General features: G+C 74.8%; 20 protein-coding genes and 1 pseudogene. 19 read left to right on the top strand and 2 right to left on the bottom strand.

What is annotated here, in order from left to right; all coding sequences use genetic code 11:
* The 14 genes and pseudogenes from ABD353_RS19260 to ABD353_RS19195 form a co-directional block, all read left to right on the top strand.
* Positions 1-412, top strand: a pseudogene (locus ABD353_RS19260) (hypothetical protein); the annotation flags it as partial.
* A gap of 54 nt (positions 413-466) precedes the next feature.
* The gene (locus ABD353_RS19255) at positions 467-2,254 is read left to right on the top strand and encodes a thiamine pyrophosphate-requiring protein (protein WP_344624871.1); all 1,788 of its coding nucleotides are present in this window, start codon (positions 467-469) and stop codon (positions 2,252-2,254) included.
* A 5-nt stretch (positions 2,255-2,259) separates the two neighbouring features.
* Positions 2,260-2,712, top strand: coding sequence for a hypothetical protein (locus ABD353_RS19250; protein ID WP_344624870.1), 453 nt, complete (start codon positions 2,260-2,262; stop codon positions 2,710-2,712).
* 3 nt (positions 2,713-2,715) lie between these two features.
* A complete protein-coding gene (locus ABD353_RS19245; protein ID WP_344624869.1) occupies positions 2,716-3,396 on the top strand; it encodes a gluconate 2-dehydrogenase subunit 3 family protein in 681 nt (226 codons plus the stop codon).
* Positions 3,393-5,114: a GMC family oxidoreductase gene (locus tag ABD353_RS19240; RefSeq protein WP_344624868.1), complete on the top strand. Its 1,722-nt coding sequence runs from the start codon at positions 3,393-3,395 to the stop codon at positions 5,112-5,114. Before ABD353_RS19245 ends, ABD353_RS19240 begins: the two co-directional genes overlap by 4 nt.
* Entirely contained in the window at positions 5,111-6,214 is a 1,104-nt protein-coding gene (locus tag ABD353_RS19235; RefSeq protein ID WP_344624867.1) for an enolase C-terminal domain-like protein, read from the top strand. Before ABD353_RS19240 ends, ABD353_RS19235 begins: the two co-directional genes overlap by 4 nt.
* A 17-nt stretch (positions 6,215-6,231) precedes the next feature.
* Complete coding sequence (locus ABD353_RS19230) at positions 6,232-7,989, top strand: glycoside hydrolase family 15 protein (RefSeq protein ID WP_344624866.1); 1,758 nt, start codon at positions 6,232-6,234, stop codon at positions 7,987-7,989.
* Positions 7,990-8,104: 115 nt separating this feature from the next.
* Entirely contained in the window at positions 8,105-8,500 is a 396-nt protein-coding gene (locus ABD353_RS19225; protein WP_344624865.1) for an SsgA family sporulation/cell division regulator, read from the top strand.
* A gap of 91 nt (positions 8,501-8,591) precedes the next feature.
* Positions 8,592-9,548, top strand: a complete 957-nt coding sequence (locus tag ABD353_RS19220) for a TIGR03557 family F420-dependent LLM class oxidoreductase (protein WP_344624864.1) — start codon at positions 8,592-8,594, stop codon at positions 9,546-9,548.
* 55 nt (positions 9,549-9,603) lie between these two features.
* Positions 9,604-10,659 carry an SDR family oxidoreductase gene (locus tag ABD353_RS19215; RefSeq protein ID WP_344624863.1) on the top strand — a complete coding sequence of 352 codons (1,056 nt, stop codon included), beginning with the start codon at positions 9,604-9,606 and terminating at the stop codon, positions 10,657-10,659.
* 56 nt (positions 10,660-10,715) lie between these two features.
* Positions 10,716-10,886, top strand: a complete 171-nt coding sequence (locus tag ABD353_RS19210) for a hypothetical protein (RefSeq protein ID WP_344624862.1) — start codon at positions 10,716-10,718, stop codon at positions 10,884-10,886.
* 67 nt (positions 10,887-10,953) lie between these two features.
* A complete protein-coding gene (locus ABD353_RS19205; protein WP_344624861.1) occupies positions 10,954-11,409 on the top strand; it encodes a hypothetical protein in 456 nt (151 codons plus the stop codon).
* Positions 11,406-11,705, top strand: coding sequence for an MrpF/PhaF family protein (locus ABD353_RS19200; protein WP_344624860.1), 300 nt, complete (start codon positions 11,406-11,408; stop codon positions 11,703-11,705). Before ABD353_RS19205 ends, ABD353_RS19200 begins: the two co-directional genes overlap by 4 nt.
* Complete coding sequence (locus ABD353_RS19195; RefSeq protein WP_344624859.1) at positions 11,702-11,998, top strand: monovalent cation/H(+) antiporter subunit G; 297 nt, start codon at positions 11,702-11,704, stop codon at positions 11,996-11,998. Before ABD353_RS19200 ends, ABD353_RS19195 begins: the two co-directional genes overlap by 4 nt.
* A gap of 68 nt (positions 11,999-12,066) precedes the next feature.
* Here ABD353_RS19195 and ABD353_RS19190 read toward each other — a convergent pair whose 3' ends face one another.
* Positions 12,067-12,621, bottom strand: coding sequence for a hypothetical protein (locus tag ABD353_RS19190; RefSeq protein WP_344624858.1), 555 nt, complete (start codon positions 12,619-12,621; stop codon positions 12,067-12,069).
* A 32-nt stretch (positions 12,622-12,653) separates the two neighbouring features.
* The gene (locus ABD353_RS19185) at positions 12,654-13,805 is read right to left on the bottom strand and encodes a glutathione-independent formaldehyde dehydrogenase (RefSeq protein ID WP_344624857.1); all 1,152 of its coding nucleotides are present in this window, start codon (positions 13,803-13,805) and stop codon (positions 12,654-12,656) included.
* Between the two features lie 174 nt (positions 13,806-13,979).
* Here ABD353_RS19185 and ABD353_RS19180 point away from each other — a divergent pair, with 174 nt between their 5' ends.
* The 5 genes from ABD353_RS19180 to ABD353_RS19160 all read left to right on the top strand — a co-directional run bounded on the left by ABD353_RS19180 (position 13,980) and on the right by ABD353_RS19160 (position 17,525).
* A complete protein-coding gene (locus ABD353_RS19180; RefSeq protein ID WP_344624856.1) occupies positions 13,980-14,939 on the top strand; it encodes an SDR family NAD(P)-dependent oxidoreductase in 960 nt (319 codons plus the stop codon).
* A 107-nt stretch (positions 14,940-15,046) separates the two neighbouring features.
* A complete protein-coding gene (locus ABD353_RS19175; RefSeq protein WP_344624855.1) occupies positions 15,047-15,802 on the top strand; it encodes a hypothetical protein in 756 nt (251 codons plus the stop codon).
* A gap of 70 nt (positions 15,803-15,872) precedes the next feature.
* Entirely contained in the window at positions 15,873-16,058 is a 186-nt protein-coding gene (locus ABD353_RS19170) for a hypothetical protein (RefSeq protein WP_344624854.1), read from the top strand.
* A 72-nt stretch (positions 16,059-16,130) separates the two neighbouring features.
* Positions 16,131-16,577 (top strand): hypothetical protein, encoded by a 447-nt coding sequence (locus ABD353_RS19165; protein WP_344624853.1) that lies wholly within the window; start codon positions 16,131-16,133, stop codon positions 16,575-16,577.
* Positions 16,578-17,174: 597 nt separating this feature from the next.
* The gene (locus ABD353_RS19160; RefSeq protein ID WP_344624852.1) at positions 17,175-17,525 is read left to right on the top strand and encodes an acyl-CoA thioester hydrolase/BAAT C-terminal domain-containing protein; all 351 of its coding nucleotides are present in this window, start codon (positions 17,175-17,177) and stop codon (positions 17,523-17,525) included.
* The last annotated feature ends 495 nt before the right edge of the window (positions 17,526-18,020 follow it).

Raw genomic sequence — 18,020 nt, 5'->3', positions numbered from 1 at the left:
CGCCGACCAGATGCGCCTGGCCGCCGCGGCCGCCCGCACCGCGCTGGTCGAGCCGCCGCTGCTCCGCGGCCGCGCCTTCCCGGCGGCCCTGGCCACCTCGACGCTGTTCTTCGCCACCATGAACGGCCTCATGATCACCGTGGTGCTGCACCCGGAACTCGGCCTGCCCCGCGGCCCGCTCGCCACCGGGCTGACCCTGCTGCCCCGGTCCGTCGGGCTCGCCGCCGCCTCCCGGGCCGCGGGTGCCCGCCTCGTCCCCCGGGACGGCACCCGGGTGCTGCACGCGGGCCTCGCCACCATCGCCGCCGGGCCGGCGGCCGCGGTGCTCGCCCGCCGCGCCGCACCCGCCGCACCCGCGCCGTGCGGCGGCCGGCGGCGACCGTACGGGTTTTGCCGCCGTCACAGCGGTTAGCCGCCCTCAGAGGGGTGCACCGCTCCTCGCCCGAGCCAGAGGAGGAGCCGGCCGATGAAGGTCTCCGACTACGTACTGCAACGCCTCCGGGAATGGGAGGTGGAGTACGTCTTCGCCTACCCCGGCGACGGAATCAACGGGATCCTCGCCGCCTGGGGCCGGGCCGAGGACCGTCCGCGGTTCGTCCAGGCCCGGCACGAGGAGATGGCCGCCTTCGAGGCCGTCGGCTACGCGAAGTTCTCCGGCCGGACGGGCGTGTGCGCGGCCACCTCCGGGCCCGGCGCCATCCACCTGCTGAACGGCCTGTACGACGCCCGGCTCGACCACGTCCCGGTGGTGGCGATCGTCGGCCAGACCGACCGCAGCGCGATGGGCGGCTCCTACCAGCAGGAGGTCGACCTGCTGAGCCTCTACAAGGACGTGGCCTCCGAGTTCTGCGAGATGGTCACCGTCCCCGGGCAACTGCCGAACGTGCTGGACCGGGCGATGCGGGTGGCAACGGCGCGGCGCACCGTCACCGCCGTGATCATCCCGGCGGACGTGCAGGAGCTGGACTGGGAACCGCCCGCGCACGCCTTCAAGCAGGTGCCCTCCAGCCTCGGTGTCGGCCGCTGGGCGCCGATCCCCGCCGAGGAGGACCTCGCCCGGGCGGCGGAGATCCTCAACGCCGGCGAGAAGGTCGCGATGCTGGTCGGGCAGGGTGCCCGGCACGCCCGCGCCGAGGTCGAGGAGACCGCCGAACTGCTCGGCGCCGGCGTCGCCAAGGCCCTGCTCGGCAAGGACGTGCTGCCGGACACCCTGGTGTACGTCACCGGCTCGATCGGCCTGCTCGGCACCCGCCCGTCCTACGAGCTGATGCGGGACTGCGACACCCTGCTGGTGGTCGGCTCCAGCTTCCCGTACACCCAGTTCCTGCCGGAGTTCGACCAGGCCAGGGCGGTGCAGATCGAAATCGACCCGTCGATGGTCGGCCTGCGCTACCCCTTCGAGGCCAACCTGGTCGGCGACGCCGCCGAGACCCTGCGCCGGCTGATCCCCATGCTGGAGCGCAAGGAGGACCGCAGCTGGCGCAAGACCGTCGAGGAGAACACCGCCCGCTGGTGGGAGGTGATGCAGCGCCGGGCCGAGGTGTCCGCCCACCCGCTCAACCCGGAGCACGTGGTGCACGCCCTCGACGCCCTGCTGCCCGAGGACGCGATCGTCACCGCCGACTCCGGCTCCGCCGCCAACTGGTACGCCCGGCACCTGCGGATGCGCGGCACCATGCGCGGCTCGCTCTCCGGCACCCTCGCCACCATGGGGCCCGGTGTGCCGTACGCGATCGGCGCGAAGTTCGCCCACCCCGACCGGCCGGCGATCGCGATCGTCGGCGACGGCGCCATGCAGATGAACGGCCTCGCCGAGCTGATCACCGCCGCCAAGTACTACCAGGAGTGGTCGGACCCGCGGCTGGTCGTCGCCGTCCTCAACAACCACGACCTCAACCAGGTCACGTGGGAGATGCGCGCCATGCAGGGCGCCCCCCAGTTCGAGGCCTCGCAGAGCATCCCGGACGTCCGCTACGCCGACATCGCGGTGCTGCTCGGCCTGCACGGCGTGCGCGTCGAGCAGCCCGAGGACGTGGAACCGGTGTGGCGTCAGGCCCTCGCCGCCGACCGGCCGTTCGTCATCGACTTCCGCACCGACCCCGCCGTCCCGCCGATCCCGCCGCACGCCAGCTGGGACCAGATCACGTCCGCCGCCTCCGCCGTGCTGCACGGCGACAGCGACCGCGCCGCGGTGGTGAAGCAGGGCGTCAAGGCCAAGATCCAGGAGTTCCTGCCCGGCCGGGGGAAGGGGTGAATCCGGTGCGCACCCGCCGAACGGACCCGCCGTCCGCCCTGGCGCGGCTGGTGGCGAACGTGCGGCACGGCCGCTTCGAACGGTCGCTGTCGCTGCTGACCTCCGCGGGCGCGCTGATCACCGCTGCGGAGATCTACCTGGAGCACGACCGGGCCGGCTTCGGCAACCGGATGATGTGGTGGCCCGTCGCGCTGGGCCCGCTCGGCGCCGCGGCCGGCATCGCCGGCTTCCGCAGCGAACGCGCCGCGCACACCGTGCTGCCGGTGGTCTCCGCGGCCGTCGTCGCCAACGGGCTGCAGGGCACCTGGCTGCACGTCCGCGGCATCGCGCAGAAGCCCGGCGGCTGGTCGATGGCCCGCTTCAACATCGAGACCGGGCCGCCGCTGTTCGCCCCGCTGCTGGTCACCGTGGTCGGCGGCATGGGCCTGCTCGCCTCCGTGCTGCGCCGGGAGAGGTGAGCCGTGGGAGGACAGCACCTGCCGACCGGCCGCCGCGTCCCGTCGGGGGAGAGCGGCCGCCGCTTCCCGGACTTCGACGTCCTCGACCGGGTCCCCGACTGGGACCCGGCCACCGCCGCCACCGTCGTCGGCCGCCTCGCCCGCCAGCCGGACCTGCGGTTCTTCACCCCCGCCGAGGAGGCCGCTGCCGGCGCCCTGTTCGACCGGCTGCTCGCCCAGGACGGCCCGCCCGGCGCCCCGAAGGTGCCCGTGCTGCAGATGGTCGACGCCCGGCTCGCCGAGGCGCAGACCGACGGCTGGCGCTACACCGACATGCCCGAGGACGGCGACGCCTGGCGGGCCACCCTCGCCGCCCTCGACGAGGACGCCGCGGAGCGGCACGGCGCCGCCTCCTTCGCCGACCTCGACACCGGGCAGCAGAAGGAGCTGGTCCAGGCCGTCCAGGACCTGCACGGCAAACCCTGGCACGGCCTGCCCGCCCAGCACGTGTGGAGCCTGTGGACCCGCTACGCCTGCACCGCCTTCTACTCCCACCCCTGGGCCTGGAACGAGATCGGCTTCCCCGGCCCGGCCTACCCGCGCGGCTACCAGCGCCTCGGCATCGGCCTGCGCGAGCCCTTCGAGGCGGCGGACGCGGACCCCGTCGACCCGGCGGACCCTCGTGACGGCAGGAGGACCGGATGAGCGGCGCCGTACGCAGCCGGCTCCGCGAGGCCGCCGGCACCCTGCGCCTCACGGCCTCCTCGCAGAAGGCGATCCGCGAACGCAACGCCTCCGCCTGGCTGCTGCCCGAGGACGGCACCCGCTTCGACCACCGGCTGGTCGAGCACATGCGGCGCTTCGACGACACCGAGGAGGTCGACCTCGTGGTGGTCGGCTGCGGCGCGGGCGGCGCCACCCTCACCCAGCGGATGGCGCACGCCGGCTGGTCCGTGGTCTGCCTGGAGGCCGGGCCGTTCTGGGACCCGGACACCCACTGGGTCAGCGACGAGGCCGGCTCCCACCACCTGTACTGGACCGAACCGCGGGTCATCTCCGGCACCGACCCCGTCCCGATGGGCTCCAACAACTCCGGCCGCGGCGTGGGCGGTTCGACCGTGCACTTCGCCGGCTTCGTGCCGCGCTTCCACCCCTCCGACTTCTCCACCCGCAGCGACGACGGCGTCGGCGCCGACTGGCCGATCCGCTACGAGGACCTGCGGCCCTCCTACGAACGGATCGAGCAGGAGCTGCCGGTCGCCGGCCAGTACTGGCCCTGGGGCGACCCGCACCCCTACCCGCACGCCCCGCACCCGGTCGGCGGCAACGGCGAGATCCTGCTGCGCGGCGCCGACGCCCTCGGGCTGAACGCCCGGGTCGGCCCGGTCGCCATCACCAACGGCCGCTTCGGCAACCGCCCGCACTGCATCTACCGCGGCTTCTGCCTGCAGGGCTGCAAGGTCAACGCCAAGGCCTCCACCCTCATCACCCACGTGCCCGACGCGCTCGCGCACGGCGCCGAGATCCGCACCGAGGCGATGGCCGTCGCCGTCGAGACCGACCCGCAGGGACGCCGCGCCATCGGCGTGCGCTACCTGCGCAACGGCCGCGAACACCTGCAGCGGGCCCGCACGGTGGCGGTGGCCGGCTACTCGGTCGAGACCTCCCGGCTGCTGCTCAACTCCGCCAGCCGCCGCTTCCCCGACGGCCTGTGCAACGACCACGACCAGGTCGGCCGCTACCTGATGGTCCAGGGCGCCCCGCAGAGCGCCGGACGCTTCACCGAGGAGATCCGCTCGTACAAGGCACCCCCGCCGGAGGTCTCCTGCGAGGACTTCTACGAGACCGACCCCGCCGCCGACTTCAAGCGCGGCTACGCGATCCAGACCATCTCGCCCCTGCCGATCACCTGGGCCGAGCACGTCGCCGCCCAGGGCCACTGGGGGCACGACCTGCGCCGCTACATGCAGGACTACATCCACTGGGGCACCCTCGGCGCGCTCTGCGAACTGCTGCCGCTGCCCGGCAACCGGGTCACCCTCTCCGGGGAGAAGGACCGCCACGGCCTGCCGGTCGCCGACTTCGCCTACAGCCAGTGCGACAACGACCGGGCCGTCATCAGGGCCGCCCGCGCCACCATGGAGCGGATCCTGAAGGCGGCCGGCGCCACCGAGGTCATCACCATCGAGCGCTACGCCCACCTGGTCGGCGGCTGCCGGATGGCCGCCCGCCCCGAGGACGGCGTCGTCGACCGCGACCTGCGCAGCTTCGCCGTCCCCAACCTGATGATCACCGACGGCAGCGTGCTGCCCACCCAGGGCTCCGCCAACCCGGCGCTGACCATCATGGCGCTGGTCGACCGCGCCGCGCAGCGGCTGGCCGCCGGGGCGCGCGGCGGCCCGGCGGAGCGGAGCCGGCCGTGAACGGCGGCGGACCGGCGCTGGACGGCCTCGACGTCCAGGTGCTGGAGATCCCGACCGACGGCCCCGAGGCCGACGGCACCCTCGCCTGGGACAGCACCACCATGGTCCTCGTGACGGCCCGGGCGGGGGAGGCCACCGGCCTCGGCTGGACGTACGGCGCCCCCGCCACCGCGCAGGCCGTCACCGGGCTGCTCGCCCCCGCCGTCACCGGCCGCCCGGCGTTGGACGTGCCCGCCGCCAACGAGGCGATGGCCCGGGCCGTCCGCAACGCCGGCCGTCCCGGCCTGGTCGCGGGCGCCGTCTCCGCCGTCGACGTCGCCCTGTGGGACCTCAAGGCCCGGCTGCTCGACCTCCCGCTGGCGCGCCTGCTCGGCGCCGCCCGCGACGAGGTGCCCGTCTACGGCAGCGGCGGCTTCACCACCTACTCCGACCACCGGCTCGCCGAACAGCTCACCGGCTGGTCCCGGCAGGGCCTCACCCGATTCAAGATCAAGATCGGGGAGGGGTGGGGCGGCGACGAGCAACGCGACCTGCGGCGCACCGAACGGGCCCGCACCCTGATCGGCGAGGACGCCGAACTGTACGTCGACGCCAACGGCGCCTACACCCGCAAACAGGCCGTCCGGATCGGCCGCACCCTCGCCGGACCCGGCGTCACCTGGTTCGAGGAACCCGTCTCCTCCGACGACCTCACCGGCCTCGCCCTCGTCCGCGACGCCGTCACCGCCGACGTCGCCGCCGGCGAATACGGCTACGACCTGCCGTACTTCGCCCGGATGGCGCCGACCGTCGACTGCCTGCAGGCCGACGCCACCCGCTGCGGCGGCCTCACCGTCTGGCTGCGCGCCGCCGCCCTCGCCGAGGCGCACGGCCTCCACCTGTCCGGGCACTGCGCGCCGCACGTGCACGCCCACGCCGCCGCCGCGATCCCCAACCTCCGCCACCTGGAGTGGTTCCACGACCACGTCCGGATCGAGCACCTCCTCTTCGACGGCGCCCTCGACCCCGCCGGCGGCGGCATCCACCCCGGCGACGACGGCGCCCCCGGCCTCGGACTGACCCTCAGACCGCAGGAGGCCGAACGCTTCCGCACCCACTGACCCCGCAGAGAGGACCCATGGCCCCGAGCGGCAACGCCCCCGCCCCGCACGCCCTGCGCGACTACGCCCTGCTCGCCGACGGCGAACGCGGCGCCCTCGTCGGCCCGCGCGGCGACGTCGTCTGGATGTGCGCACCCGGCTGGGACAGCGACGCCGTCCTCACCGCCCTGATCGGCGGCACCGGCCACTACACCGTCACCCCCGCCGAACCCTTCGTCTGGGGCGGCTACTACGAGGACGGCGGCCTGATCTGGCGCAGCCGCTGGACGACCACCACCGGCATCGTCGAATGCCGCGAGGCCCTCGCCCACCCCGGCGACCCGCACCGAGCCGTGCTGCTGCGCCGGATCCTCGCCGTCGACGGGGCCGCCCGCGTCGACGTCCACCTGGAGCCGGCGGCCGGCTTCGGCGTCCACCCGATGCACGGCCTGCGCCGCGACGACGCCGGCCGCTGGACGGCCCGGACCGGCGACCTGCACCTGCGCTGGACCGGCGCCCCCGGTGCCCGGCCCGCCGGCCCGGACGGCACCGCCCTCACCGCCGCGGTACGCCTGGACGCCGGCGCCCACCACGACCTGGTGCTGGAGGTCTCCGACCGGCCGCTGCCGCCGCCGGACCCGGCCGACGTGCTCTGGCGCGGCACCGAGGAGTCCTGGGCCGACTGCGTCCCCGACCTGCCGCACGTCCTCGGACGCCGCGACGCCCGGCACGCCGTCGCCGTGCTGCGCGGCCTCACCGGCGCCGGCGGAGGCACCGTCGCCGCCGCCACCACCAGCCTCCCCGAACGGGCCGAACAGGGCCGCAACTACGACTACCGGTACGTCTGGATCCGCGACCAGTGCTACATCGGCCAGGCCGCCGCGGCCGCAGAAACGCACCCGCTGCTCGACGGCTCCGTCCGCTTCGTCACCGCCCGGCTGCTGGCCGACGGGCCGGCCCTCGCCCCCGCCTACACCCCCGCCGGGACGGCCGTCCCCGGCCAGCGCACCCTCGACCTGCCCGGCTACCCCGGCGGCTCCGACGTCGTCGGCAACCACGTCAACCGGCAGTTCCAGCTGGACGCGCTCGGCGAGAGCCTGCTCCTGCTCGCCGCCGCCGCCCGGCACGACCGGCTCGACGCCGACGGCCGGCGGGCCGCCCTGATCGCGGCCGAGGCCGTCGAGGCCCGCCACGGCGAACCGGACGCCGGGATCTGGGAACTCCACGACGACCGCTGGGCGCACAGCCGGCTGATCTGCGCCGCCGGACTGCGCGCCGCCGCGGCCGCCCCCGTCGCCGACACCGGCCGCGCCGCCCACTGGGAGGCGCTGCCCGACCGGATCACCGCCGACACCGCGGCCGACAGCCTGCACCCCACCGGCCGCTGGCAGCGCACCCCCACCGACCCCGCGGTGGACGCCGCGCTGCTGCTGCCCGCCGTCCGCGGCGCCCTGCCCGCCGACGACCCGCGCACCACGGCCACCCTGCGGGCCGTCCGCGCCGACCTCGTCCAGGACCACTACCTCTACCGGTTCCGCCACGACCGCCGCCCGCTGGAGGAGGCGGAGGGCGCCTTCCTGCTGTGCGGCTTCGTGCTCGCCCTCGCCGAGCACCAGCAGGGCGACGCGGTGGAGGCCGTGCGCTGGTTCGAACGCAACCGCGCCGCCTGCGGGCCCGCCGGGCTGTACGCCGAGGAGTTCGACGTCGCCCAGCGCCAGCTGCGCGGCAACCTGCCGCAGGCCTTCGTCCACGCGCTGCTGCTGGAGGCCTCCGTCCGTCTCGCACAACCCGTCTGACGGCGCATCATTCACCGGATCCGCACATCCCGGGCCGTGTGGCCGGCCGGCCTGCGGGCAGACGCGGGGCCCACCACGGTGCGCTGCGCCGGCCCGGCGAAGGGAGTTGCCACAGATGGAAGGCGTCACCGCCCGCATGCCCATGCGGCTGATCACCGGAGCCGACTCGGTCCACGACCTGAGCGTCGTCTGCCACTACCGCACCGACGACCCCTACGCCGTCCACCTGGACTTCCACGGCTTCGACCCCGAGGCCACCTGGGTCGTCGCCCGCGACCTGCTGCTCGCCGGGCTCCGCGGGCCGGCCGGCGGCGGCGACGTCCGCGTCGAACCCTGCTGCGACACCGACGTGTTCATCGCACTGGGCCGGCAGGCCGACGTGGCCCTGCTGCACACCCCGGTGGGCCACCTGACCCGCTTCCTCGCCGTCACCACCGAACTGGTGCCGGTCGGCTCGGAGGCCGCCCGGATCGACTGGGACGGCTGCATCACGGCGCTGCTCTCCGCCTGAGTCCGCAGGGACGGCGGAGGAGGTGTTCCCGGCGCCGCCCCGGGTAGCCGCCGCACCGGAGGGGGGCCGCCACGGAGAGGATCGGCACGCCATGACCGAGTACGGCTACTTCCTGTCCTGCGAGGAGTTCACGCCCGCCGAACTGATCGACCAGGCCCGGCGCGCGCAGCGGGCCGGATTCACCCGGCTGGCGATCTCCGACCACTTCCACCCGTGGAACGACGCCCAGGGCAACAGCCCGTTCGTCTGGTCGATGATCGGCGCACTGTCGCAGGCCGTGGACCTGCCGGTCACCACCCTGGTGACCTGCCCGACCGTCCGGCTGCACCCGGCCGTCACCGCGCAGGCCGCGGCCACCTCCAGCGTGCTGCTGGGCGGACGGTTCACCCTCGGCGTCGGCACCGGCGAGGCGCTGAACGAGCACGTCCTCGGTGACCGCTGGCCGTCCTTCGACGACCGGGCCGCCATGCTGGAGGAGGCCGTCGAGGTGATGCGCGCGCTCTTCACCGGCCGCCAGGTCAGCCACCGCGGCCGCCACTACACGGTCGACAACGCCCGGCTCTACACCGCACCCGACGGACCGCTGCCGGTGTACGTCTCCGGCTTCGGGCCGAACGCCGCCGAACTGGCCGGCCGGATCGGCGACGGCTTCGTCACCATGACCCCGGACGCCGACCTGGTCGCCGCCTTCCGCGAGGGCGGCGGCGCGGGAAAACCCGTCGTCGGCGGGGTGAAGGTCTGCTGGAGCAGCAACCGCGAGAAGGCCGTCGACACCGTCCACCGGCTCTGGCCCACCGAGCTGCTGCCCGGCGAACTCGCCCAGCTGCTGCCCACCCCCGCGCACTTCGAGCAGGCCGGTGAACTCGTCACCCGCGACATGATCGACGACGCGGTGACCTGCGGCGACGATGCCCAGCAGCACATCGACACGGTGCGCGGCTACGCCCGCGCCGGCTTCGACGAGGTGTACGTCGGCCAGGTGGGCCCCGACCAGGAGGTCTTCTTCGACGCCTACCGCGAACTCGTGCTGCCCGCCCTGCGCTCCTGACCGCAGCCCGCGGCCGCCCCCGTTTGTCCCGCCGCCGACCGGGGAGCCGCACGGTATGACAGAGCACCGACCCGCCCCACGGACCGTGGTGATCACCGGCGCGAGCGGAGGCATCGGCCGCGCCTGCGCGGCCGCCTTCGCCGCCCGCGGCGACCGGCTCGCGCTGATCGCCCGCGGCCGCGCCGGCCTCGACGGGGCCGTGCACCAGGCCGAACGGGCCGGCGCCGCGAAGGCGATCGCGATCGAGGCCGACGTCGCCGACCCCGACGCCGTCGAGGCCGCCGCCCGGCGTGCCGAGGAGGAACTCGGACCGATCGACGTCTGGGTCAACGACGCCTTCTCCTCCGTCTTCGCCCCCTTCACCGAGATCACCCCCGAGGAGTTCCGCCGCGTCACCGAGGTCTCCTACCTCGGCTACGTCTACGCCACCGGCGCCGCACTGCGCCGGATGCTGCCCCGCGGCCGCGGCACCGTCGTCCAGGTCGGCTCCGCGATCGCCTACCGCGGCATCCCGCTGCAGACCGCCTACAGCGGCGCCAAGCACGCCATCCAGGGCTGGCACGAGGCACTGCGCTGCGAACTCCTCGCCTCCGGCACCGCCGTGCGGACCACCATGGTGCAGATGCCCGCGGTCAACACCCCGCAGTTCGACTGGGTGCGCTCCCGGCTGCCCCGACGGGCGCAGCCCGTACCCCCGATCTACCAGCCCGAGATCGCCGCCCGCGCGGTGCTGTACGCCGCCGACCACCCCGCCCGCCGCGAGTACTGGGTCGGCGCCAGCACCGTCGCCACCCTGATCGCCAACGCCGTGGCACCCGGCCTGCTGGACCGCTACCTCGCCCGGACGGGCTTCGACTCCCAGCAGACCCACGAACCGCGGCCCGCCGACGGGCCGGACAACCTGTTCGAGCCCGCCGACCGCGACACGGACTTCGGCGCGCACGGCCGCTTCGACCGGAAGGCCCGCGCCCGCAGCCGCCAGCAGCAGGCCGCGCACGCCCTCGGCAGCCTCGACACCGCCGCCGCGCACACCGCCGGACGGGTGATCCCCGGCCTGCGGCCGGCGCTGCCCGGCCCGCACACCGCCGCCGAGCTGGCGGCCGGCGCATGACGGCCGGAACCCGGCCGCGGCGCGCCTCCGACCGCCGTACGACAGGAGTGACCACCATGGGATCCGTCCCGACGCCCCCCGACCCGGACGTCACCCCGGTGCCGCCCGACCCGCCCCCGCCGCCCGGCTCGCCGACCCCGCCGCCCGAGCCGCCCCGCCCGGGGCCGCCCGGCGAGGAGCCGGACACCGAACCCGATCCGGACGAGCCCGTCGAGCCGCCGGACTGACCGCCGCCCAGGCTGCCGCCCGGAGAGCCGCCCCACGGAGGACCCCATCGACGGAAGGACGACGCGGGTGGTCGCGGGCGCGGCCGAGATCGCCGTGCGGTCGGGCGCGCTCACGGGCCTGACGGTGCTGCTGATCAGCACCGTGTCGCCGGACGAACTGCTGGTCGCCGCCACCGCCGCACTCGGCGCCGCCTGTGCCGCCCGAGCCATGCGCCGTGCCGCGGGCGTCCGGTGGCGCGGCGCCCGCGGTGCCGGACGGGCGGTGCTGCTGCTGCCCTGGGCGGTGCTGCGCGGCTGCGGCACGCTACTGGCCGCCGCGGTGCGCCGTCCCGAGGACGCCGTGCTGCGCCGGACGGCCGTCCGGCAGGGCGCCGACCCCGGCTGGGCGGGCATCGTGCTGGCCGCCTCGCCGGACACCTGCGTCCTCGACATGCCGCACGAGGACGACCCCCTGCTGCACACCCTCGACCGGCGCCCGGGACCGGTGGAGAAGACCGTCACCGACCCGGGGGAGCGGCGGTGAGCGCCTGGACGGCCGCGGCCCTGGTGCTGCTGGCCGTCGACGTACCCGCCTGCGTGTGGGCGCTCTCCAGGGGCGGCACCGTGGGCCGGCTGATCGGGTTCTGCCTGCTGTCGAGCGTGGTCGGGGCGGTGTTCCTGCTGCTGCCCCCGGCCTACGACCGGCCGTCCTACCAGGACCTCGCGCTGGTGCTGTCCGTCCTCGCCCCCGCGGGGACGCTGGTCTTCACCCGCTTCGTCGCCGGCCGCAGCGGCGAACCCGACGAGGACGGCCCCGAAACGGACGGAGGATCACCATGACGGCCGGTCATGTCACCGCCCTGGTGCTGCTGTGGACGGGAGTCGCCTTCGTCCTGCTGTCGGCCCTCGCCCTCGTCCGGCTGCGCGGCACCCCGATGCGGCTGCACGCGCTCGCCCCCGCCTCCTGCGCCGGACTGCCGCTGATCGCCGCCGCGGTCGCCGTCGACCAGGGCGCCGGCCGGGCGGCCGCCAAGACGCTCTTCACCGGCCTGCTGTTCACCGCCGGCGGCACCGCCACCACGATCGCCGTCGGCCGGGCCGTCCGGCAGACCGAGGACGGGGAGGACGGGTGAACCACTGGCTGATCGGCCTCGCCCTGCTCTGCACGGCCGTCGCCGCGCAGAGCTGACGGCGGACGCGGTCAGGCGTGCTGCGGCATGCTGTCGTGCACCCGGTCCGGGGGCTTCGCCGCCTGCCACTTCCGGCCGAGGGCGTGCTGCAGCAGTTCGGCGGCCTCGGCCTGCCGGGCGTCGAGAATCTCCGCCTGCCGGTCGGCCCGTGCCGACAGCCGCTGGAGCCGGGCGGTGAGCAGGTCGTCGGAGCACGCCGCCCGCAGCGCCCGCCAGAGCGCGATCTTGCCCTGGACGCCGGAGCGCATCGCCTCCGTCTCCAGCAGGTCGCTCAGCGGCGAGCGGCGCAGCACCCGCCCGTTGAGCTTCAGCCGGCCGGCCAGCTCGGCACCCGCGCCGAGCAGCATCCGGTGCCGCCGGGGCCGGACACCGAGCGCCCGCATCAGGGCGACGAGTTCGTCCCGGTCCTCGGCGATCTCCCGGGCCATGGTCCGCAGATCGGGGGCGTCCGGGCCGGCAGGGTGCGTGCGGGCGATCCGGCGGGCGAGCGCCGTACCGCCGTACGAGCCGGCCAGGTGGTCGTTGAGGTAGATGGCGAGCAGCCGCTCGCCGTCGCGGTCGGTCATGGTGGCACTCCTTGCACGGTGCGGGTCCGCCGTCAGGCGGCGAGGGCCGTCGGCCGCAGCAGGACCTTCGTCCAGCCGTCGTCCCGGTGGTCGAAGCAGCGGTAGCCGCGCGGCGCCTCGGTGAGGGGAAGCTCGTGGGAGACCAGGAAGGACGGCTCGGCCCGTCCGGCGGTGATCAGGTCGCGCAGCCGGGCGTTGTACCGCTTCACCGGGCACTGGCCGGTGCCCATCCGCTGGCCCTTGGTGAAGAAGGTGCCGTAGTCGAAGCCGATCCGGCCCTCCTCGGCGCCGTCGGTGGCGGCCTCCGGGTCCTCGGGGACGTAGACGCCGACCACGCCGATGCCGCCGGCCGTCCGGACGGCCCTGACCAGCTGGTCCAGGACGAGCTCGGGGTGCTCCCGGCCGGTCGGGTCGTGCGCCTGGTAGCCGACCGCCTCGACGCCGCAGTCCGCGCCGGCGCCGTGGGTGGCGTCGGTGATCTGCTCGACCGGGTCGGCCGCGGAGAAGTCGACCGGCTCGGCGCCGATCCGCTCGGCGAGCGCCAGCCGGTCCGGCTCCTCGTCGACGACGAAGACCCGGGCGGCGCCGCGGATCACCGCACTGTGCGCGGCCAGCAGGCCGACCGGGCCCGCGCCGAACACCGCCACGGTGTCGCCCGGCCGCATGCCGGCCAGCTCGGTGCCGTGCCAGCCGGTCGGGAAGATGTCCGACAGCATGGTGAAGTCGTTCTCGTGCTCGGTGCCCGCCGGGAGCTCCAGCAGGTTGAAGTCCGCGTGCGGCACCCGCAGGTACTCGGCCTGCCCGCCGCGGTACGGGCCCATGTTGGCGTAGCCGTACGCCGCGCCGTCGACGCCCTCGGTCGGGTTCGTCCGCAGGCAGAACGCCGTCAGCCCCTCCACGCAGTTGCGGCAGCTGCCGCAGGCGATGTTGAACGGCACGGACACCCGGTCGCCCGGCTCGATCCGGGTGACGCCCGGGCCGGTCTCCTCGACGATGCCCATGTTCTCGTGACCGAGGACCTTGCCCTCCTCCACCGAGGTGCGGCCCTCGTACATGTGCAGGTCGGAACCGCAGATGTTGGTCGTGGTGATACGCACGACCGCGTCCCCCGGGGCCTCCAGCCGCGGATCGGGCACCTCCTCGACCGACACCTCGAACGGCCCCTTGAACACCACTGCCTTCACGTCGACCACCCTCTCCGCGCATCACGTCGTCCGGTGGTCGCGGCTGCCCGTCGCGGGATGGCGGAAACCGCCGAGGCCGGCCGTTTGCCCGGCCGGGGCACGGACAGGCGCCGACGGGGGAGTTCCCGCACGGGCACCGCCCGTGCGGGCCCGACACCGGAGACGGAGAAGCCCATGCACCACCACGACGACCGCTTCCACGGCGCCACCGCACTGGTCACCGGCGGATCCCGCGGGCTGGGCCTGCTGATCGCCGGCGAACTCGCCGACCGCGGCGCCCGGGTGATGATCTGCGCCCGCGATCCGCAGGAACTCGCCACCGCCGAACGCGAGCTGAGCAGCCGCGGCACCGTCGCCTCCACCGTCTGCGACCTCGCGGAACCGGACGCCCCCGAACGGCTGGTCGCCGCCACCGTCGAGCGGTTCGGCCGGCTCGACGTGCTGGTGAACAACGCCGGACTGATCCAGGTCGGCCCGCTGGAGGCCTTCACCGCCGAGGACTTCGACCGTGCACTGGACGTCATGGTGCGGGCGCCCGTCCGGCTGGTGCTCGCCGCCCTGCCCGGCATGCGCGAGCGCCGCAGCGGCACCGTCGTCACCGTCTCCTCGATCGGCGGCCGCATCCCGGCCCCGCACCTGCTGCCCTACGTCACCGCCAAGTTCGCGCTCGCCGGGCTGTCCGCGGGCCTGCGCGCCGAACTCGCCGCCGACGGCATCAGCGTCACCACCGTGCTGCCGGGCCTGATGCGCACCGGCTCGCACCGGGCCGCCGCCTTCGCCGGCCGGCCCGAGCGCGAGTACGCCTGGTTCGGGCCCGCCGCGAGCCTGCCGCTGCTCTCCATGGACGCGTCCCGCGCCGCCCGGGCGATCGTCCGGGCCGCCGAACGGGGCCGCCCCGAGCTGGTGCTCACCCCCGCGGCCAAGCTCGGCAGCCGCGTCTACGGCCTGGCGCCCGCCACCACCACCCGCGCCCTCACCCTGGCGGCCCGGCTGCTGCCCTCCGCCGGCGCCCGGCCGAGCCGCCCGGTCGCGGGCACCGACGCCGCAGCCGAAGCCGAGCGCAGGTACCCGCCGGTCGGTGCACTGACCGGCCTCGGCGACCGCGCGGGACGCGGCACCAACGAGCCGCAATGACCGGCGGCCCGTAGTCGCAGCGGACAGCGCCAGAGCCGTGCGGGGGAGTGGACTGCGCTCACGGGGGAAGCCGCCGGTCAGCCGCACCGATCCGGAGGACCGCCGCGATGAGCACGGACAGCCGAACGTCGAACGCCCGCCGGTCACCGAACCCCCGCCGCACGCGGATGCAGCAGCGCCACCCCCGGCACGAGCGCCGAGGCGAGGCCCGGCTGCCCGCGATGGCGGCCACCCTGGTGGCGATCATGCTCTACCTCGCCCTGCCGGAGCCGCTGCTCGTCGCCCCTCGCTACGTCCTGCCGGCTCTGGAGGTGCTGCTCCTGATCCCGCTGGTCGCGGTGAACCCGCACCGGATGACCCGCGAGAACCGCCTGTCCAGAACCCTGTCACTGGCCCTGGTCGGCCTGATCGGCGTGAGCAACTTGGTGGCGCTGGGCCTGCTCGTCCACGCGTTGGTGGCGGCGGACGTCGAGGACGGCGGATCGCTGCTGGTCGCCGCCCTCCAGGTCTGGGCCACCGACGTCATCGTCTTCGGACTCGCGTTCTGGGAACTCGACCGCGGCGGACCTGTCACGCGCACCCAGGTGCCGCGCACGGACCTCCCCCTCGCGGACTTCCGTTTCTCCCAGGACGAGAACCACGACGCGGTGGAGGAGGTCGCCGACGGTTCCAGCCGCTCCTGCGACTGGGCGCCCACTCTGATCGACTACCTCTACGTCTCGGTGACCAACTCCACCGCTTTCAGCCCGACCGACACCATGCCGCTCTCCGCCCGCGCCAAGATCCTCATGGGCGTCGAGAGCATCGCCGCGCTCATCACCTCCCTCCTCGTCATCGCCCGCGCGGTCAGCGTCCTGCACTGACCCGCCCTCGGCCCGGGGGAGATCCACGTCCGCGGTCGCGGTGGGCCCCGTGCTGCCGTAGACCGGGGGTATGGACGAGGAGAAGACGTCGTGGCATCCCGGTGAGATCGTGCCCGCGAGCGGGATCTACGAGTGCGACTGCGGGGCCGGGCACCACTGGAGCACGGATGTGAAGGGGCACCGGTTCCCGCCGCTTCCGGCCGGCTGTCCGGGCGGGTCGTGGTCGCTGAAGACGGAGGCGCATCCGGGCACGTGACGACGCGCGGGCGCGCCGAACGAGGTCTGGCGCGTGGTGCCCGGACCGTTTCGTTGATCTGGGGTGACGGCGGTGGGTGAGGGTCCGGTGCTGTGGGCGCTGGTGGTGCGGGAGACGGGCGACGGTACCGCGCTGGCCGAGGTCGTCGTCGAGGTCGACGCCGGCCATTGGGGCGGCTTGGCGACGGACGCGTGGGAGAGCGGGTTCGTGGCTGCGGGCGGCGTGCCGGTGTCGACGGGGACGGTGCAGGTCCGATCGGGCCGGTTCGAGCGGCTGGTGCTGGTCGGCGGCCGTGAGGTGTGGGAGCCGACGCCGGTGATGGAGGCGCCGCGGGAGTGGTTGTCGGCCGCGGCGGGGGCCGGCGGCGTTGTGGTGACCGTGGTGGCGCCCGGCACGTGGCCGCCCGATCTCGCCGACGTTGCGGCCGGCCGCCAGGCGCAGGTCTTCGCGGACTGGCTGGACGAGGTGCGGGCGAGCGGGGCGGTGCTGCAGGGCGTGGCGGACCTCGACGCCGGGTGAGCCCTGCGGGGCGTCCGGGCAACCGGAGCATGCGCGAGGTCACGGTCGTCGCCGACGGTGTCGTGGTCGGCCCCGTGGAGGGCGGGCCGGCCGCCGGGGACCTGCTGTGCCTGGGCGATGGCGTCGAGGGCGTGTTCCGCCGGGGAGACGAGTGCGGTGCGGCGGGCCCCGCCGTGTGCCCACCGGGTCAGCCGGACACGGCGTAGCGTCGATGGCGGGGGCCACCGGGCGCCGGGGCGGAACAGCTGCATCGGGTTCGAGCGATCGGAGACCCGTCATGGCCGACACGTCCCACCGGCAGGTGGTGTTCGAGACGGCGGATCCCGATGCCGCTCGGGAGTCGCTGGAGGGCCTGTACGACGGGTCTGCTCGCTCTGGCCATGCGCTGGCACGGCGGACCCGGCCGGTCGGCGGGGATCTGCGAGGTACCGCTGGAGACGTTCGTCGCGGCCGTCGACCTGCTGCGCTCTCGTGGAGCGGAGCGCGTCGGCTTCCCCGGCCGGTCCAAGGGTGCCGAGGCTACGCTGCTCACCGCGGTCCACGAGCCGCGCGTCGACGCGGACCCACGCCCGACGTCCGGACGCAGCCGCGATCCCGGTGGAGAAGGCGTCCGCCGACATCCTGCTCGTCGCCGGCGGCGACGACGCGATGCGGCCCTCCCCGCGGTACGCCGAGCAGCTGGCCGCGCGGCGCCGCGCAGCCGCCGCCCCGGTCCACCTGGTGACCCGCGACGACGCCGGACACCGGCCGCGCTTCCCGGGTGAAGGCCCCGCCGCACCCTCGAAGACCTTTGCCTACGGAGGGACGGCCCGCAGCGACGCCCTGCTCGGCGAAGCAGCCTGGGCATCCATCCTCGGCCTGCTCCATCCGGGGCATACCAACGCCACCGGGACCCTGCAGTGGCGCCATGAGCGCCGCGCGGCTGCGTCGCGCACGTCGATCGATTGAGGACCTGTGTCTGCTCCGCTGCCGAGCAGAATCGACCGTAGGGGGCACCGTGAGCGTGATGCAGCGGTAATGACCGCCGATCTGAGGGCGTGGTCAGATGTTCCACACTGTGCGTGCCGACAGGACGGGAGAGTGGAGAGTCTTCGTGGTCGCCGCAGAGGACGTTGAACGATGCTTCGGCCTGCCCCGGGGCTACTCGGACGTGGAGGCGTGGGGAGCCATCGAGGAGGTGGCCGGGGAACTGCCCACGGAGTACAAGCAGTTCGTCGCCGCGTACGGCCCCGGCGTGGTCGGCGACTTCCTGTCGGTGTTCCACCCGAAGAGCGCCGGGTACACCATGCTGGATCTGATGAACACGACGGGACCGCTGTACCAGGCGCTGGTGCCGCGCAGGATTCCGTACGACCTCCATCCCCGTGAGCGTGGGATGGTGCTGTGGGCCAACACCCAGGAGGGCGACGCCTGCTTCCTGATCCCCCGTGCGGACGGCTCCTG

The organism is Kitasatospora arboriphila (assembly GCF_039528095.1).
Classification (GTDB): domain Bacteria; phylum Actinomycetota; class Actinomycetes; order Streptomycetales; family Streptomycetaceae; genus Kitasatospora; species Kitasatospora arboriphila.
This window is presented reverse-complemented; position numbering and strand designations above follow the sequence as displayed.